This is a genomic window from Candidatus Coxiella mudrowiae, from assembly GCA_001077715.1.
Classification (GTDB): domain Bacteria; phylum Pseudomonadota; class Gammaproteobacteria; order Coxiellales; family Coxiellaceae; genus Coxiella; species Coxiella mudrowiae.
In genome coordinates, this window is record CP011126.1 from 1,438,135 (window position 1) to 1,453,152 (window position 15,018).

Below are 15,018 nucleotides of genomic sequence, written 5' to 3' on the forward strand. Positions count from 1 at the left end.
AAGGGAAACGAAGTGGAATATCCTATGTAAAGATTAGGCGCACTACTTGATGTGTTTGTCCCTTGAAAAGCGGTACTTTGAATCTTAGAAACTGGAGGACAATGGGGATAACTTAGGGACTGCGAAAAACGAAAAGAAACAGTACCTAATAAGACCAAAACTAGAAGAAATGGAACGTTGATCATAAAACCCCACCAAGAAACTTGATCAATTTTAACACAATCGAGGATGCTTGAAAAATATTCCTGGATTTGTTTATTTTGGATTTAAGGCCAAGGACCTAAGGTCTTGGGGCAGCTACTTCTAGCCTGCCAATAACTCAAGGATAAAGCATGGTAAACAAACAAAAACTCATTATTCTTCCTGGATGGAGCGGCAATGCTATGCTCTGGGAGCATCAGTGTCAGCACCTAAATATGATAGACCTAGAAGATGGTAGACCCAGAAGTTATTGTTATTCACAGACCAAGAAACTGTCGAAAAATGGCTGAAGCTGTTGTAAAGCGAACACCTCCTAAATTTATTTTAGTGGGGCATTCCTTAGGGGGGGGCTAGGTCACCCAAGTCTATTGCCAATCGCTATCCGGAAAGAGTCAGTAAACTCATTTTAATTGCCACTTGGGAACGCGCTGAAAAGGACCAGAAAGATATCGACTTTATGCAACAAACCTTAGTCCAGATAAAAAATAACCAACGCGAAACACTATTTGATGAAATGAGGCCTAACCTTGTTTAACCTGAGCGTAAAAACGAAAAACCCCTAATACAAAAAATCAAATTGGCTCAATCACAGTTTCCTACAGAAGGATTAATCAATCAAACACTAGTTAAAATCCACAGTCCCAATACTCATGGGATTTTACCAAACATTCAATGTCCCACATTAATTATTCATAGACATCAAGCATAGACATCAAGACCACCTATGTTCCATTGAACAACAGGAAATTCTAAAAAAATAAAATCTCTAGAGCTATTTTGATCATTGTCGAAGATTGCGGGCATTTGCCATTAATCGAAAGACCACAAACTATTACTGCGCTGATTCGATTGTGGGTTCAGATAGAAACCTAACGATTAAAAATATTTTTGTCTTGATTGAAATAAATATCAATTAATAGCAATAAACCTGCATATAAACCCCCGCTAAACTGCGCATTGTGTTGATTCGATTGCCACATTAGAAACCATTCGGAACCAATAGCGATAAATCCAAAAAAATAAAGCATAATATCCAACCAGAGACCTACCTGAGTGAAATTTTAATGCGATAAAATACATCAGTTTTAAGATGCCGAAATAATAAAATTGCCCGCTATCCACAATAAAATAGCCGTGATCATCTTTGATCATCTCTTCCGTAATGACTGAAAGATACAGAATAGTTTTCAGTAGCAGATTCGTAATTCGTAATAGCGCACCAGATTACTTCGGGGCTTCTAAGGGTAGTATCCATGCTGAGAATATGCTTTACCAACTCCCAATTAGTGCCATAATCTGTAAAATTAGTGAACGCAGAAAAGGTAAATAATAGAGCAGTTGCTAAAATTAAATACTTTTTAATTAAACGTTAATTAAACGCAGGTAGATCATACTAATCCTTACGCTTGAAGGAAAAAACATCTAACTCTAATACCTATAGAGCATTATAGCTGTATCAATCATTTTTCGTTAACAAGAAAAAGTGTGCATCAAGTTTTAATCCTTCTCTTGATGCTACGTGATGTTTTTACTTTTGATGGCAGTGTTGTTGAGTCCTTGTCCTACAGGAAAGGTGGGTGGGATATTTTTTGGATGAATAGTATTATTGTCTTGAACAGCAATCGTAGCTAATTTTGGATCGATATGATAATCTACGCGTCACTATAAGAAGTTCCTTTGTGCTCCCTCCCCAAATTGGCGTTTCCTAAATTTACACCTGTTTTTATGTTAAATTTGATACTCAATATGGGCCTTCCCAGTCCAATAGCAGGAGGAGAAAATTCCAGTTTCAACCCCAAAATAGAGATTTACGCTTTATTCTGATGCATAATCCACTCTTCGACAGGAAAACTTAAATCAGTCGGCTACTCACCCCTCTTTTGATAGGACCAATCATGAATTTAGTTAGAGATTATAAGTTGTCTTACCAAGCTCCTCTTTTGAAGGTACAATAAGGTTTTTTCAGCACTTATCGTTGATTATTATGTATGCGAAAGAACCAACTGCAGTAGCTTCCCTCGCCGCTATTATGGCCTTTCGGATGCTGGGATTATTTATGCTCCTCCCGGTATTTTCTCTCTATACCAACCAAATACCCTTTGCTACACCAGCCCTCATCGGGATAGCGCTTGGTATCTATGGACTCCTACAAGCGTGTTTTCAAATCCCTTTTGGGATGCTCTCCGATCATATTGGTCGCAAACCTGTTATCACCGCAGGCCTGATATTGCTCGGCGTTGGAAGTATTCTTGCTGCCCTATCGCATTCCATTTACGGCATTATCATCGGCCGAGCCCTTCAAGGTGCCGGGGCAATCGGGAGTACCATTCTTGCCATGATCGCTGATTTGACTCGTGATGAAGAACGCAGTAAAGCTATGGCGCTAGTGGGAATGGTAATTGGATTTTCGTTTGCTATCGCTCTTATTATTGGCCCAGTCATTAACACATGGTTTCAGCTTAAAGGCATTTTCTGGACGACCGTAATTTTTGCAACGCTAGGAATTATTCTTCTCTATACTGTAGTGCCAACTCCCCCTCAACCACTACCCCATCCTGAAGTGAAATCCGAGTCAGGGTATTTTAAAAAAGTAATCCGCAGTAGTGCCCTTTTACGCTTGGATTTGGGTATCTTTTCTCTTCATTGTATTTTAACAGCAATGTTTATTGGCCTTCCTATCATTCTAAGCCGGGTAATTAATCTTAGCGAACATGAGCAAGTATCTCTTTATCTAATTATACTTTTATTTGCCTTTATAATAGCCATGCCCCTCATTATTCTTTCCGAAAAAAAACGCCAACTTAAGTGGTCTTTTATTAGTGCTATCGTTCTTCTAATAGTTTGTCAGTTTTTATTAATAGCTTTTCACCGCTCAGTCATTGAAATTGGAATCATCTTATTTCTTTTTTTCACTGCTTTTACTTTATTAGAAGCCACCCTCCCCTCATTAATCTCAAAGATTGCCCCGATTCGTCAAAAAGGCACAGCGCTCGGAATTTATTCTTCCGCCCAATTTCTTGGCATTTTCTTGGGTGCCAGTCTAGGAGGATGGATTTTTGGTCACTTCCAGTGGATAGGTGTGTTTATTTTTTGCGCAATTATTGCGCTGTTATGGTTGGTACTGGCCATTACCATGCAAAATCCGACTTATCTTTGTACGGTTATTATAAAACTAGACGATTATTTAAAACAAAATCTCGTCTCTTTGAAAGAAAATCTCCATACCATTCCTGGCATTTCTGAAGCAGCGGTTTTGACTCATGAAAATTTAATTTATCTTAAAATTGATAAAAAAATAATTACCGAAGACGAATTGCGAAAACGAATCAGAGAGAGTAACCTAAACGGAACCAGGAACCGTTTAAAGTCAGCGGATGTTAGCTTTATTTGAGATTTGAGAACTTAGGAGAGTTTTGTAATGTCTAGAGGTGTAAATAAAGTTATTTTAATTGGGAACTTAGGCCAAGACCCCGAAGTACGTTATACGCCCAACGGAAACGCTGTTACGAATGTAACATTAGCTACAAGCACAACCTGGCGTGATAAACAAACCGGCGAATTGCAAGAGCGTACGGAATGGCATCGAATTGCATTCTTTAATCGTTTAGCTGAAATTGTAGGAGAATATTTACGCAAAGGTTCAAAAGTGTATATCGAAGGGAGTTTACGGACGCGTAAATGGCAAGATAAGAATGGTGCCGATCGCTATACTACAGAAATTATTGCAAATGAAATGCACATTCTGGATAGCCGAAGCGGCGGTGGCTATGGAAATCAGGAAAGGAGTTCTTCTTACAAACAAACCAATGCGGTAGAAAATCAACCCGCCGCATCTAATGAGGATGGTTCTTACTCTGATCTTGAAGATGATATTCCTTTCTAAATGAGAAAGACACAACTCAATTCCACCAACCCAACGACTCCATTCCGGTCCAGGCGTGTTTGATGCATTATCAGCTCGCCTGGTAAAACAAGCCGGATTTTCAGATGGTCTATTTATCGAAGCTCTTCAATCGCTTGAACAAATTAAAAAAATAGCCGAAGAAGTCCCCCAACCCAAATTAATTAATTATGTTTTATGGCGGCAAAACCTCCTTACTTCCTCTTAATCAACTAGAACGGTTAGGTTATCAATTGGTTATTATACCCTATACCTTTCGAGTTACAACGCGCTGCCATTGCAGCAATGCAAAAAACGCTAGCGTTCATTAAACAAAATGGGGATAGCCAATTAATCGCAAGTGAGTTAACTACCTTTAAAGATTGCGAAATGATCACTGGTACCGCCGATTGGCTCAAACTTAGCAAATAAGGAATACGGATTCTGGCGAATCTTCGTATTTCTAAAAAGGAATAGCAACGTCGATGTCCACATCCTTATCATAATCAATCCCGCTTAAACCAAAACCAAATAATTTGTAAAAATCTTTACGGTACCCCGCAATATCAGAAACTTGTTCGACATTTTCGCTCTTAATGGATTGCCATAATTCTTTCACTTCAGCTTGAACGTCGTCACGCATTTCCCAATCGTCCATGCGAATACGACCTTCTTCATCTCTGGGAATATCATTACTGTGATATAAGCGCTCACTAAATAACCGCCACATCTGTTGGATACAGCCTTCGTGCAGATTTTTTTCCTTCATAACTTTATAAAGCAATGAGATGTAAAGAGGGAGCACCGGTATAGCAGCGCTAGCTTGCGTTACCAGTGCTTTATTCACAGAAATAATGGCTTGTCCTTCTAGTTTCGATTTTAAAAGAAAATCCAATTTTTTGGCTGTTTCTTCTAAATGGAATTTTGCTCTTCCAATAGTACCATTACGATAAATCGCGTGGGTTATTTCAGGGCCAATATACGTAAAGGCAGCCGTTTTAATCCCTTTTGCTAAACAATTATTTTCCAACAAAGCACTTATCCACAAAGCCCAATCGTCACCACCCATAACTGCTTCTGTATCTTGGATTTCTTTTTCAGTCGCGGGCTCAATGATCACTTCGCTTACCTCACCCGTCATAACATCCACTGTTTTATTTCGATAGGACTGGCCGATGGGTTTTAATACAGAATTAAAAATTTCGCCAGTTTTGGGGTGAATTCGGCGCGGAGAGGCAATACTATAAATAATTAAATCAACCTCACTTTGCCAATCCTGTTGAATTAACTCAATGGTTTTTTGTTTTATTTCGTCTGAAAACGCATCACCCTTAATGCTTTTAGCATATAATCCTGTCTCGTGGGCGGCTTTTTCAAAGGTTGCTGTATTATACCATCCTGGAGAGGCGGTTCGTTTTTCACTAGCTGATTTTTCAAAAAAAACACCGATCGTTTTAGCGCCTGCAGCAAAAGCAGCCACAATGCGGCTTGCCAAACCAAAACCGGTAGAAGCACCAATAATTAAAACTTTTTTAGGACCACCAGAAAGATGTGTTTGTTTTTTAACGTAATCAATCCATTCTGTTACATGTTCTTCGCACCCCGTTGGATGAGCCGTTGTACAAATAAAACCACGAACTTTTGGCGTGACAATCATGAAGCTTCCCCTTTATATTTTTTCCCATCTTTACATAAGATAGTGGCATGGTTTTTAGCCAATTTAGAGAGGGCATTCTAACAAAAAGCTGTATTTAAGGCTACACTAAGAGCTTCCAGTAAGGCTCTGGTCTTAACCCACTTTCTTAAATATTTTCTTAAGTGAATTAGAAATTTAATATTGTGATTAAGAAAGATTCTTTGCCTGTGTTGTTGTTCCATTGGCACTGTATTTTTAATTAAATAAATCTCTATTCGAAGATTGAGCTATGAGCCGTATCCCAAATACCCCTGATAATGCTCAGTTAGACCAGTTAAATCAAGAATTTTCTCCAGTAGAGATAATAAGCAATACTTATGGGCAAAAGATTTTAAAAATGCTCAACCAACTTGATGTTTTTACGCATTTTCGATTCTCTTCACTTTTCATTTGTTTTATTCCTTATTTCACTGAAGAAGAGTTAACAGAGTATGTGGCATCTCAAACTAAGAATAAAACGCAAGAAGAGAAGGAATTGTTTTTCCTTTTTTTAGTAAGTTCTTTAAAGAAGAAATCAACTTATGCTACCATTTTAAAGCTCTTATGTTTACTAATAACAAAGATTATGTACAAAAAAAGGTAAAAAAATATTTAGGCGACGAGTATACGAAGGTCCTCATGCGGCACGCCTCCTTTAAGGGAGAAATCCTGTGATGCTAGCAATGACACAACACCTATCAAAACGCCGGGAGAGATTTTTGCAGCATTTATTTTGAAGAAATTGCCTAATTGACGGTATTACGATGATTTACCCAGATTCAAACTTCTTTGGAACAAAAGGAGAAAATAAAAGGTAAAAATAAACAATTCAGATATCTCTTGCACAAATAGGACTACCTTATATAACCCCGTTTGGGTTGCTTGTTCCGATTTGCCAGTATTTGTGTGGCCAGAATTATCGTGTCGACGGCGGTAGCATAATGATAACGGCTGATATTCAATCGTTTGATGCAGGATTTTATATACCGAAAAACAGACGATACAAAAAGACAACCAATATGAAACAGTGGTTAGCTCGAGGATCGTTACGAATACGATTACGTATAACGCTAAAGATGAAGAAAACTAACGTTATCTCATATTTAATATGTGGACAAGATTGGAGCGCAAAATTAATGATGAAATAATGAAAAACTTAATTACAGATTTTCAACAACAAGCCGTAGATCAGTTTGATTATTAAGAAGTACTTTATGGCACTTCTGCGCGGAGAAATGCCTTTCTTACAATTTTTAAGAATCTACCTCATAATGGTGGAGGTAGTCATACTTTTAAAACTATTGTACCCGTAGATGAGGAACTCACTCTTTTCAAAACCTAATATGATAGTAGAGAACTGGCTTGTTTGTCTAGAAAAATTAAACGCCTCAACTAGGTTAACTTACTTTATTTGGTTTTTAGCCCGAATTCATAAACCTTTTCCTTCTTCACATCATTTTTAAGTTTGTTTTTACTATATTTTTTTATCATTAGCGTCGTAAAATGATTAAAGAATTATTTATAAAAAATATTCATGTTAAGAAGCAGCGCTTTTCTAGAAATAAATAAGGAACCTGACGAATATAATTTTATTAAGTCAGAAAATTATGTTGATCCCTTGTCACATCCTATAGGATGATTTTGTGCTTTTTAAAGATCCTCTAATCGAAAAAATTACCCCAATCGATTTGGAAAATTATAATTACTGACAAAACATCTTTAGATCAGGAACTCTTTGATCAACTAAATTAAAACTCTCGCATTTATGTCGCTTCTTTGGTCAGGGCAACTCCTCAACATCTCCAATTCCTCCCTGAAACTATCGAAACCGTCGAAATTGATTTCAGCACTTCTTCGCAAGCATTAAGATATCTTCCAACCCATATCAAAAGTGTAGCTAGGGCGAGGAATCAGAAGGGATGCTATTGAAGCGTTGCCTCCAACAGTGCGTTGGGTAGAAATCAACAAAGATACTTCGAGAGAAGCAAAAGCAATAAAGCTCTCGCAACAAAATCCCATATAAACACTATTTCCTTAATGCGCGGCATTACTTCTACTCAATTACATACTTTACCAGAGACAATAAAAAAAGTTAAAGTTATGCATTCCACCTTTTCAGAAGCATTAAATACGCTGCCCAATATTCATTCAATCATCCTTGGCCATAACCTCTCTCCCACAGATGTTTCTAATTTACTGGCCAAGTTTCAAATCATATATATTAATGGAGACATCCCTTTGGAAGTGTTAGGTGCTCTCCCTTGTCGACTGCATACTCTATTTAGAAGCGGACGTCACAGCAGAGCAATTAAAGGCGTTGCCTAATTTATCTACCACCAAAAGTCGCCATCAACGGAAGTACGCCCCAAGACGTTATTGAGGTCCTAAAAAAGATAAATATTCCACTCCTTTATTTTAGGGTCCAGGTAGTTCGAGGCCTTACCAACCTCGACTTACCAAATTGAAATCTCCAGACATTCCTCGTTAACACCAGAAAAATTATTGTCCGTACCGTACTCAGAAAAAAACCAACCATTGAGACACACTAATTGTGTTAGGACAAGAAACTAGTCCACGCTACTTATCTGGGCTGCTAGATACGATTTGGAAAGTCATTATTAAAAATGATACACCCGATTTCATTACTTTCTAATCTTAAACAATCTTATGTCCATACTGTATTTCTTTCTTCAGCGACTCAAGAACAAATTCAAGCATTACCAGCTACTGTTCATTAGAAATCGATACAAAAAATCTCTCATTAGAGATCACTGATGCGCTTTTAAATAAAACAACCATTAAAAGAGCTATTCTCGGGGATAGTTTGGCTCAATCCCAAATTGAGAGAATACTCCAAAACAATAACATTACGAAGGTTCTGATTTCTCGAAAAAAGCAAGAAACGATGCCTATTAACGATTGGCGCTTTCAAATAATTGAAGATTTATAATGAATATTGCAAAAATGGTACCAGCGCATCAGATTTACTAGAAAAAGCTTCAAAGCGGCCCTGTCTTAAAGAAACTCCACGAAGGTTATAACTTTGTTTTCGCTTTCCTCTAAAACGAAAAATAGACCGTCGCACCCATCAAGAAATAATATAAAAATACCTTCGCGTTCTTAGTTTCTAGATAGAAGAATTTTTAATGAAGAAAAGAAGGGAGATGAGAGCATCATGTAAAGCGCATATCCAGCGATCATGAGATAGGAAATTATCAACAAAACAAATGATCGCTGGAGACAAATATAATCTGAAAGAAGCCCTTTTATTTCTGTAATTACAGCGCTACCCACGATAGCCATAATGAGAAATCCACTCGCTTTATTTTTCAAAAACTCATTCGGCAATTTAGCAATAGCTAAAGCGAAAATAGTTGGAAACATGACGGAATTAAAAATTCCTAATAACAACAAAGACCACATTGCTATTAGACCTTTTGTCAAAATAACACTAGCTAATAGCAATAAATTAGTAATCGCACAGGCAACCTAACGTTTTGAGCGAACTGATTTTAATTAACACATAAGTACCGACTAACCCGACCGATCATCGCCCCCCAATAGAATGAAAGATAACGTGCTAATTGAGTGAATGTTAGAGCAGCGATTTGCAGTAAATTTAAAAAATTCACAATTAAACTGCCCACAGAGACTTCGGCACTCACATAAAAAAGATACTGATCAACTCCCAAAATGAAAGGAAAATGTTTCCATAATTAGAAATCAATGCCCCCTGGCTGCTTCTTTTTGTAATGGATCATTCACAGAATTAAAGTTGAATCGACTAATAAATAGAGCAACCAATATCATTAGCCCAGCAATGATCATATAAAGGACATCTAAATCTGTCGAAGCAATAAAACCACTTACCAATAAGGGAGCTATTACATAGCCTAAAGAATTCACACCTTAGGCTAAGATCAACCGCTCCGATGATGTTCTTACATTTCCCAGTAATGTCACTAGAGGATTAGCCAAAACTTGAAGAACAACCACCACTGTAGCCAAAATAAATAATCCAAATAAAAAACCCTTATAAATAAGAGTAATTCTATCGGGAATAAAAATAAGGCACCCAAGAGCAATAATGAGTAGACCTACAATAATTCTTTTCTTGTATTTCAGCTTGTTAACCAATAGCGCCATAGGAAGAGACATTAAGAAATAGGTAAAAAAGAAGCTAAACTGAACCAGCATAGCTTGACCAGGATAGCTTGCCCATAACTTACTTAAATGGATAACTTACTTAAATAAATTTTTGCTCGAAGGAACAGGATTAATAATCATTAAGTAAAGTAATGAATCCCCAAATTAAAAACAACAGCACTATCGCACTATAATAAGACAAGCGGCTAGGTCGTAAATTTTTTGCCATGCTTCCGTACAAACGAGGGAAGGAAGTTCATGAACTAGACTTCTTCTGACGCCGTTTCTACTTCTCCTCGATCAACTAATTCAACAATTGCCATAGGCGCATTATCTCCAGGGCGGAAACCACATTTTAATACGCGGCAATAACCACCCGGACGTTCTTTATGTCGCGGTGCGATTTCTTTGAAAAGCTTAATTACGGTTTCATCATCACCTAAACGATTGAAAGCTAGACGGCGGTTAACCATACTGTCTTCTTTTGCTAAAGTTATTAAAGGCTCTACTACCCTCCGCAATTCTTTTGCTTTTGGTAAGGTAGTTTTGATTAGCTCGTGTTTGAGTAATGACACAGCCATATTTTGCAGCATCGCTTTGCAATGTGCACTGGGACGATTTAAATGTCTACCACTTTTACGATGATACATGTCTTACTTCTCCGGCAAATTTTCAGGAGGCCATTCTTCGATATGCATACCTAGACTTAATCCTTTTTGTGCAAGTACGCTTTTAATTTCTAACAAGGACTTTCTACCTAAATTCGGTGTCTTTAACAAATCGTTTTCGGAACGCTGTACTAAATCACCGATGTAATAAATACTTTCTGCTTTCAAGCAATTAGCTGCTCGCACGGTTAATTCCAAATCATCGACAGAACGCAGCAATAAAGGATCGATTTTATCTTCTTTTCCACCGGTGGATCGATATTCTTCATGCTTCAAATCGACAAAAGCAGCTAATTGGTGTTGTAAAATAGTTGCTGCAAACTGAATGGCCCCCTCAGGATTGAGCGTACCATTAGTTTCAAGCTCTATAATCAATTTATCTAGGTCAGTGCGCTTTTCCACCCGTGCGTTTTCTACAGAATAAGAAACACGTCGTACCGGACTGTACGAAGCATCTAGTAATAATACACCTGCTGAGCGGATTTCTTCTTTTTCGGCACGCACGCTAGCAGATTCATAACCTCGACCCATCGCTGCTTTCAAGGTCATATTAACTTCGCCATCTTTAGTAAGATGTGCAATGATATGATCAAGATTGACGATCTTGACACCATGATCGATTTGGAAATCTCCTGCAGTAACCACACCTGGACCTTTTTTATTCAGAGTTAAGGTAGCTTCATTGCGTCCTTCTAATTTAACAGCAACTCCTTTTAGATTTAATATAATACTCACTACGTCTTCACGTACGCCCTCGAGAGAGCTGTATTCATGTAAAACACCTTCCATCTGGGCTTCGACAATAGCGGCTCCAGGCATGGAGGATAATAAAATTCGTCTCAGAGCATTTCCTAAAGTATGTCCAAATCCACGCTCTAATGGTTCTAGCACGATGCGAAAGTTATTAGGCGACACCGGATGAACCTGAATATTTTTTGGGGTTAAAAAGGATTTAAGAAGATCTTGCATATCTAGTGCCCCTTATTTCGAATAGAGCTCAACAACGAGGTTAACTTTAAATTCAGCAGGTAATTCTGTCACATCGGGTTGATTTTTAAATGTACCCACCATTTTTTTAATGTCTACTTCGATCCAGGAAACCGGCGCACGCTGCTGTACTAATTCTAATGCGCCTTTAATTCGGAGTTGTTTCTTTGCTCGACTCCGAACTTCGATCAAATCTCCAGGTTTTACTTGGCAAGAAGGAATATTAACCACTTCCCCGTTAACGAGGATCGCTTTATGACTTACCAGCTGTCTCGCTTCTGCTCGGGTAGCCGAAAATCCCATTCGGTAGACAACATTATCTAACCGCCTTTCCAATAGGCTCAATAAATTATCCCCAGTTGATCCCTTTAGCCTATCAGCTTGCCGATAATAATTATGAAATTGTTTTTCTAAGACATTGTAATAACGTTTAATCATTTGCTTCATTCGCAATTGGACTCCATAGTCTGTCGTCCGCCCACGGCGTTGCCAGTGCATCCCAGGAATACGTTCAATATTGCATTTCGAATCAATAGCCCGAATACCACTTTTCAGTTGTAAATCAGTTTTTTCGCGTCGTGACAATCGACATTTTGGGCCTAAATACCTTGCCATTACTTAATTACCTCCTAAACTCGTCGTTTCTTACGTGGTCGACAGCCATTGTGCGGTAATGCTGTGCGATCTTCGAGACTAACAATTTTCAAACCTGCGGAACGTAATCCTCGAACAGCAGAATCACGTCCCGCACCTGGACCTTTAATACAGACAGAAACAGCCTCCATACCGAAATCTTGAATGGCTCTTTCAGCCACTCCTTCGGCAGCTAATTGCGCACCATAGGGGGTTCCTTTACGCGAACCTTTGAATCCAGATCCACCCGCCGACCTAAAACACAATACATTACCCTGGAGGTCAGAAATACATATTTTTGTGTTATTAAATGTTGCATTGATATGAGCAATGCCTTCACTGACTTTGCGATAACGTTTTTTTGCCATGAAATAACCTTTTTCTTTTTGTCAAGTTCGTATAGGTTTACGTTTACCTTTGCGCGTGCGACCATTCGTACGGGTTCGTTGACCACGGACTGGAAGTCCACGACGATGACGGATACCTTGATAGGTTCCTAAGTCCATCTTCCGTTTGATATCCATGGAACGTTTACGTCTTAACCCTCCTTCCACCGTGAACTTACTCACTTCGTTCCGTAAAGCATCAAGCTCGACCTCGGACAAGTCCTTTATTTTGGAAGCGGGATCAATGTTCGCTGCTTTGCAAATTTTTACCGCACGAGAATTGCCTACGCCGTAAATGGCTTGAAGGGCTACTCGTGCGTGTTTTTCCATCGGAAGGTTAATGCCTGCGATACGAGCTAGCATTCTGTTATTTACTCCAACTTATTAATAATTCATCAAAAAAGCGTTTAAGCATACTCTTCATGGCTTGATAAATCAAGGGATGAAGAGCACTCCTAGCAGCTCCAGTAAGTACTCCCTAGCGATTTTCTAACCTATAGTTTGACACCCCCCTCCTGAACGAAGGAATCGCTAGCAAAGTCTTACTTCCCGCCTTTTTGCCGTTGCTTGTGCCGAGCGTCACTGCAAATTACTCGCACGACGCCCCCCCGCCGAACTATCTTACAATTTCGACAAATTCGTTTTACTGATGCTCTTACTTTCATCCCCTTTCCCCCCTTCCCCTTTATCGAATAAGCCCAAATTTTGAGCCTTTCATACCCGACTTTTTCATTAAGGATTCATATTGATGGCTCATTAAATAAGCCTGCACTTGCGCTATGAAATCCATAATAACTACCACCACAATTAACAAGGAAGTGCCTCCAAAATAAAAAGGAACATTCCACGTTAAAATCAAAAATTGAGGGAGCAAAGCTACTAAAGCAAGGTAGATAGAACCGACTAAAGTTAATCGAGTCATTACTTTGTCAATATAATTCGCTGTCTGTTCACCCGGTCGAATACCTGGAATAAATGCCCCGGATTTTTTTAAATTTTCAGCAGTTTCTTTTGGGTTAAAAACCAAGGCTGTATAGAAGAAACTAAAAAAGATTACTGCAATAGCAAAAATCACAATATAAGCCGGCTGCCCATTTGAAAGTGCTAAGGAAACATTATTCAGCCATCCCAACCCTCGAACAGATGCCATAAATTTAGCCACAGCACCCGGAAATAAAATAATACTTTGAGCGAAAATTACTGGGATAACCCCCGCCATATTAATTTTTAAGGGAAGATGACTGCTTTGAGCAGCATATAATTTTCTCCCTTGTTGGCGTTTGGCGTAATTAATAGTAATTCGGCGCTGAGCTCGTTCAAAAAAGACGACCACCAAAGTAACTGCAATAACTGTTGCAATTAGAAGTATTAAAGTTAACATGGACATTTGACCTTGACGTACTTGTGTAAATACCTGACCAATAGCTGTAGGAAATCGTGAGGCGATACTCGCAAAAATAATTAAAGAAATTCCGTTGCCTACTCCTCGTTCCGTCATTTGTTCGCCCAACCACATAAGGAACATAGTGCCCGTTACTAGAGTAACAACAGCTGTAAAATAGAAGCTGAAATCCGGGTTAATTACTGTGCCACTGCTAGCAAGCCACTTTGTCATAAAAATCGATTGCAATAAGGACAATATAACGGTGCCATACCGGGTATATTGATTGATTTTTCGACGACCGGCTTCCCCTTCTTTACGAAGGGCCTGCATTTTGGAAGAAATTTGGCTATACATTTGAATGATTATGGAAGAGGAAATATAGGGCATTACCCCTAACGCAAAAATTGTCATCCGGCTTAAAGCACCGCCGGAAAACATATTGAACATTCCCCAAAAGCCTAGCTCATGTTGGTGGAAAAGGGCTGCTAGACGAGCAGGATCAAGTCCGGGAACAGCAATGTAGGCACCTAATCGGTATACAATGATGCCAATTAATACAAACAACAAACGTCGTTTTAATTCCCTTAGTCCGCCTTGTGACAACGGTAGCCCGAATTTAGTTCTAGCCATTGACCTTACCGCCTGCTGCTTCTACGGCGGCCTTAACACCTTTTGTTACTCGCAGACCACGAATCGTCACAGGTTTTTCTAATTTGCCTGAAGCAAATATTTTAACGTATTTAACGTGACGACCAATAAGGTTAGCCGCTTTCAGGGTATCGATATCAACCACATCATCAGGAATTTTATTCAATTCATGTAAGCGCACTTCTGCAGAAATTAATTTCTTTTGCGAAGAGAACCCAAATTTGGGAACCCGACGTTGCAGAGGCATTTGTCCCCCTTCGAAACCTACTTTATGATAACCACCAGAGCGAGAATGCTGTCCTTTATGTCCACGACCACACGTTTTGCCTTTGCCACTGCCAATTCCCCGACCTACCCGCATTTTATTTTTTCGTGCCCCTTTACTCGGTTTTAAAACATTCAGCCGCATT

General features: G+C 38.9%; 20 protein-coding genes. 6 read left to right on the forward strand and 14 right to left on the reverse strand.

The genetic code is table 11. The annotated features are described in order from the left end of the window. Positions 1-432: 432 nt before the first annotated feature. Positions 433-555: a hypothetical protein gene (locus CleRt_RS13545; RefSeq protein ID WP_306686692.1), complete on the forward strand. Its 123-nt coding sequence runs from the start codon at positions 433-435 to the stop codon at positions 553-555. Between the two features lie 515 nt (positions 556-1,070). Here the strand turns inward: CleRt_RS13545 and CleRt_RS13550 are convergent. Together CleRt_RS13550 and CleRt_RS13555 are read right to left on the reverse strand one after the other, a co-directional pair. Then, on the reverse strand, positions 1,071-1,229 hold the full coding sequence (locus tag CleRt_RS13550; protein ID WP_157870969.1) for a DUF2165 family protein: 159 nt from the start codon (positions 1,227-1,229) through the stop codon (positions 1,071-1,073). 110 nt (positions 1,230-1,339) lie between these two features. After that, on the reverse strand, positions 1,340-1,564 hold the full coding sequence (locus tag CleRt_RS13555; RefSeq protein ID WP_157870970.1) for a DUF2165 family protein: 225 nt from the start codon (positions 1,562-1,564) through the stop codon (positions 1,340-1,342). A 621-nt stretch (positions 1,565-2,185) separates the two neighbouring features. Between CleRt_RS13555 and CleRt_RS06750 the strand changes: the two genes are divergently transcribed. Genes CleRt_RS06750 through CleRt_RS10350 form a run of 3 tightly spaced genes read left to right on the forward strand, consistent with a single transcriptional unit; the run spans position 2,186 to position 4,310 of the window. Continuing rightward, positions 2,186-3,592, forward strand: coding sequence for an MFS transporter (locus CleRt_RS06750; RefSeq protein WP_048875548.1), 1,407 nt, complete (start codon positions 2,186-2,188; stop codon positions 3,590-3,592). Between the two features lie 27 nt (positions 3,593-3,619). Further along, positions 3,620-4,084 (forward strand): single-stranded DNA-binding protein, encoded by a 465-nt coding sequence (gene ssb, locus CleRt_RS06755; RefSeq protein ID WP_048875549.1) that lies wholly within the window; start codon positions 3,620-3,622, stop codon positions 4,082-4,084. Positions 4,085-4,139: 55 nt separating this feature from the next. After that, positions 4,140-4,310, forward strand: coding sequence for a hypothetical protein (locus CleRt_RS10350; protein WP_157870893.1), 171 nt, complete (start codon positions 4,140-4,142; stop codon positions 4,308-4,310). 234 nt (positions 4,311-4,544) lie between these two features. Here CleRt_RS10350 and fabV read toward each other — a convergent pair whose 3' ends face one another. Beyond that, positions 4,545-5,738, reverse strand: a complete 1,194-nt coding sequence (fabV, locus tag CleRt_RS06760; RefSeq protein WP_048875550.1) for an enoyl-ACP reductase FabV — start codon at positions 5,736-5,738, stop codon at positions 4,545-4,547. A gap of 268 nt (positions 5,739-6,006) precedes the next feature. Here fabV and CleRt_RS06765 point away from each other — a divergent pair, with 268 nt between their 5' ends. Both CleRt_RS06765 and CleRt_RS06770 read left to right on the forward strand, forming a co-directional pair. Further along, entirely contained in the window at positions 6,007-6,360 is a 354-nt protein-coding gene (locus CleRt_RS06765; RefSeq protein ID WP_048875551.1) for a hypothetical protein, read from the forward strand. A 1,433-nt stretch (positions 6,361-7,793) separates the two neighbouring features. Further along, positions 7,794-8,081, forward strand: a complete 288-nt coding sequence (locus CleRt_RS06770) for a hypothetical protein (protein WP_048875552.1) — start codon at positions 7,794-7,796, stop codon at positions 8,079-8,081. A 1,398-nt stretch (positions 8,082-9,479) separates the two neighbouring features. Here the strand turns inward: CleRt_RS06770 and CleRt_RS10360 are convergent. From CleRt_RS10360 to rplO, 11 genes are all read right to left on the reverse strand, one after another. Further along, positions 9,480-9,662: a hypothetical protein gene (locus CleRt_RS10360; RefSeq protein ID WP_157870895.1), complete on the reverse strand. Its 183-nt coding sequence runs from the start codon at positions 9,660-9,662 to the stop codon at positions 9,480-9,482. A 3-nt stretch (positions 9,663-9,665) separates the two neighbouring features. After that, positions 9,666-9,953, reverse strand: a complete 288-nt coding sequence (locus CleRt_RS10365; RefSeq protein WP_157870896.1) for an MFS transporter — start codon at positions 9,951-9,953, stop codon at positions 9,666-9,668. A gap of 212 nt (positions 9,954-10,165) precedes the next feature. Further along, on the reverse strand, positions 10,166-10,552 hold the full coding sequence (rplQ, locus tag CleRt_RS06780) for a 50S ribosomal protein L17 (RefSeq protein ID WP_048875553.1): 387 nt from the start codon (positions 10,550-10,552) through the stop codon (positions 10,166-10,168). Positions 10,553-10,555: 3 nt separating this feature from the next. Continuing rightward, a complete protein-coding gene (locus tag CleRt_RS06785; protein ID WP_048875554.1) occupies positions 10,556-11,539 on the reverse strand; it encodes a DNA-directed RNA polymerase subunit alpha in 984 nt (327 codons plus the stop codon). A gap of 12 nt (positions 11,540-11,551) precedes the next feature. Then, positions 11,552-12,172, reverse strand: a complete 621-nt coding sequence (gene rpsD / locus CleRt_RS06790; protein ID WP_048875555.1) for a 30S ribosomal protein S4 — start codon at positions 12,170-12,172, stop codon at positions 11,552-11,554. 14 nt (positions 12,173-12,186) lie between these two features. After that, positions 12,187-12,558, reverse strand: coding sequence for a 30S ribosomal protein S11 (rpsK, locus tag CleRt_RS06795; protein ID WP_048875556.1), 372 nt, complete (start codon positions 12,556-12,558; stop codon positions 12,187-12,189). 21 nt (positions 12,559-12,579) lie between these two features. Next, a complete protein-coding gene (gene rpsM, locus CleRt_RS06800) occupies positions 12,580-12,939 on the reverse strand; it encodes a 30S ribosomal protein S13 (RefSeq protein WP_048875557.1) in 360 nt (119 codons plus the stop codon). A gap of 4 nt (positions 12,940-12,943) precedes the next feature. After that, positions 12,944-13,015 (reverse strand): hypothetical protein, encoded by a 72-nt coding sequence (locus tag CleRt_RS10370; RefSeq protein WP_157870971.1) that lies wholly within the window; start codon positions 13,013-13,015, stop codon positions 12,944-12,946. Between the two features lie 103 nt (positions 13,016-13,118). Beyond that, the gene (rpmJ, locus tag CleRt_RS09360) at positions 13,119-13,241 is read right to left on the reverse strand and encodes a 50S ribosomal protein L36 (protein ID WP_082160467.1); all 123 of its coding nucleotides are present in this window, start codon (positions 13,239-13,241) and stop codon (positions 13,119-13,121) included. A gap of 20 nt (positions 13,242-13,261) precedes the next feature. After that, entirely contained in the window at positions 13,262-14,590 is a 1,329-nt protein-coding gene (secY, locus tag CleRt_RS06805; protein ID WP_048875558.1) for a preprotein translocase subunit SecY, read from the reverse strand. Beyond that, positions 14,583-15,017, reverse strand: coding sequence for a 50S ribosomal protein L15 (rplO, locus tag CleRt_RS06810; RefSeq protein ID WP_048875559.1), 435 nt, complete (start codon positions 15,015-15,017; stop codon positions 14,583-14,585). Before rplO ends, secY begins: the two co-directional genes overlap by 8 nt. Position 15,018 lies beyond the last annotated feature (1 nt).

Bases quoted from the DNA above. Each gene is read 5' to 3' on its own strand.
- CleRt_RS06770 (WP_048875552.1), top strand. From the start codon at position 7,794: ATGCGCGGCATTACTTCTACTCAATTACATACTTTACCAGAGACAATA.
- CleRt_RS06785 (WP_048875554.1), bottom strand. From the start codon at position 11,539: ATGCAAGATCTTCTTAAATCCTTTTTAACCCCAAAAAATATTCAGGTT.
- CleRt_RS13550 (WP_157870969.1), bottom strand. From the start codon at position 1,229: ATGCTTTATTTTTTTGGATTTATCGCTATTGGTTCCGAATGGTTTCTA.
- CleRt_RS06750 (WP_048875548.1), top strand. From the start codon at position 2,186: ATGTATGCGAAAGAACCAACTGCAGTAGCTTCCCTCGCCGCTATTATG.
- ssb (WP_048875549.1), top strand. From the start codon at position 3,620: ATGTCTAGAGGTGTAAATAAAGTTATTTTAATTGGGAACTTAGGCCAA.
- rpsD (WP_048875555.1), bottom strand. From the start codon at position 12,172: ATGGCAAGGTATTTAGGCCCAAAATGTCGATTGTCACGACGCGAAAAA.
- rpmJ (WP_082160467.1), bottom strand. From the start codon at position 13,241: ATGAAAGTAAGAGCATCAGTAAAACGAATTTGTCGAAATTGTAAGATA.
- rplO (WP_048875559.1), bottom strand. From the start codon at position 15,017: ATGCGGCTGAATGTTTTAAAACCGAGTAAAGGGGCACGAAAAAATAAA.
- rpsK (WP_048875556.1), bottom strand. From the start codon at position 12,558: ATGGCAAAAAAACGTTATCGCAAAGTCAGTGAAGGCATTGCTCATATC.
- CleRt_RS13545 (WP_306686692.1), top strand. From the start codon at position 433: ATGGTAGACCCAGAAGTTATTGTTATTCACAGACCAAGAAACTGTCGA.
- rplQ (WP_048875553.1), bottom strand. From the start codon at position 10,552: ATGTATCATCGTAAAAGTGGTAGACATTTAAATCGTCCCAGTGCACAT.
- secY (WP_048875558.1), bottom strand. From the start codon at position 14,590: ATGGCTAGAACTAAATTCGGGCTACCGTTGTCACAAGGCGGACTAAGG.
- rpsM (WP_048875557.1), bottom strand. From the start codon at position 12,939: ATGCTAGCTCGTATCGCAGGCATTAACCTTCCGATGGAAAAACACGCA.
- fabV (WP_048875550.1), bottom strand. From the start codon at position 5,738: ATGATTGTCACGCCAAAAGTTCGTGGTTTTATTTGTACAACGGCTCAT.
- CleRt_RS06765 (WP_048875551.1), top strand. From the start codon at position 6,007: ATGAGCCGTATCCCAAATACCCCTGATAATGCTCAGTTAGACCAGTTA.
- CleRt_RS10365 (WP_157870896.1), bottom strand. From the start codon at position 9,953: ATGCTGGTTCAGTTTAGCTTCTTTTTTACCTATTTCTTAATGTCTCTT.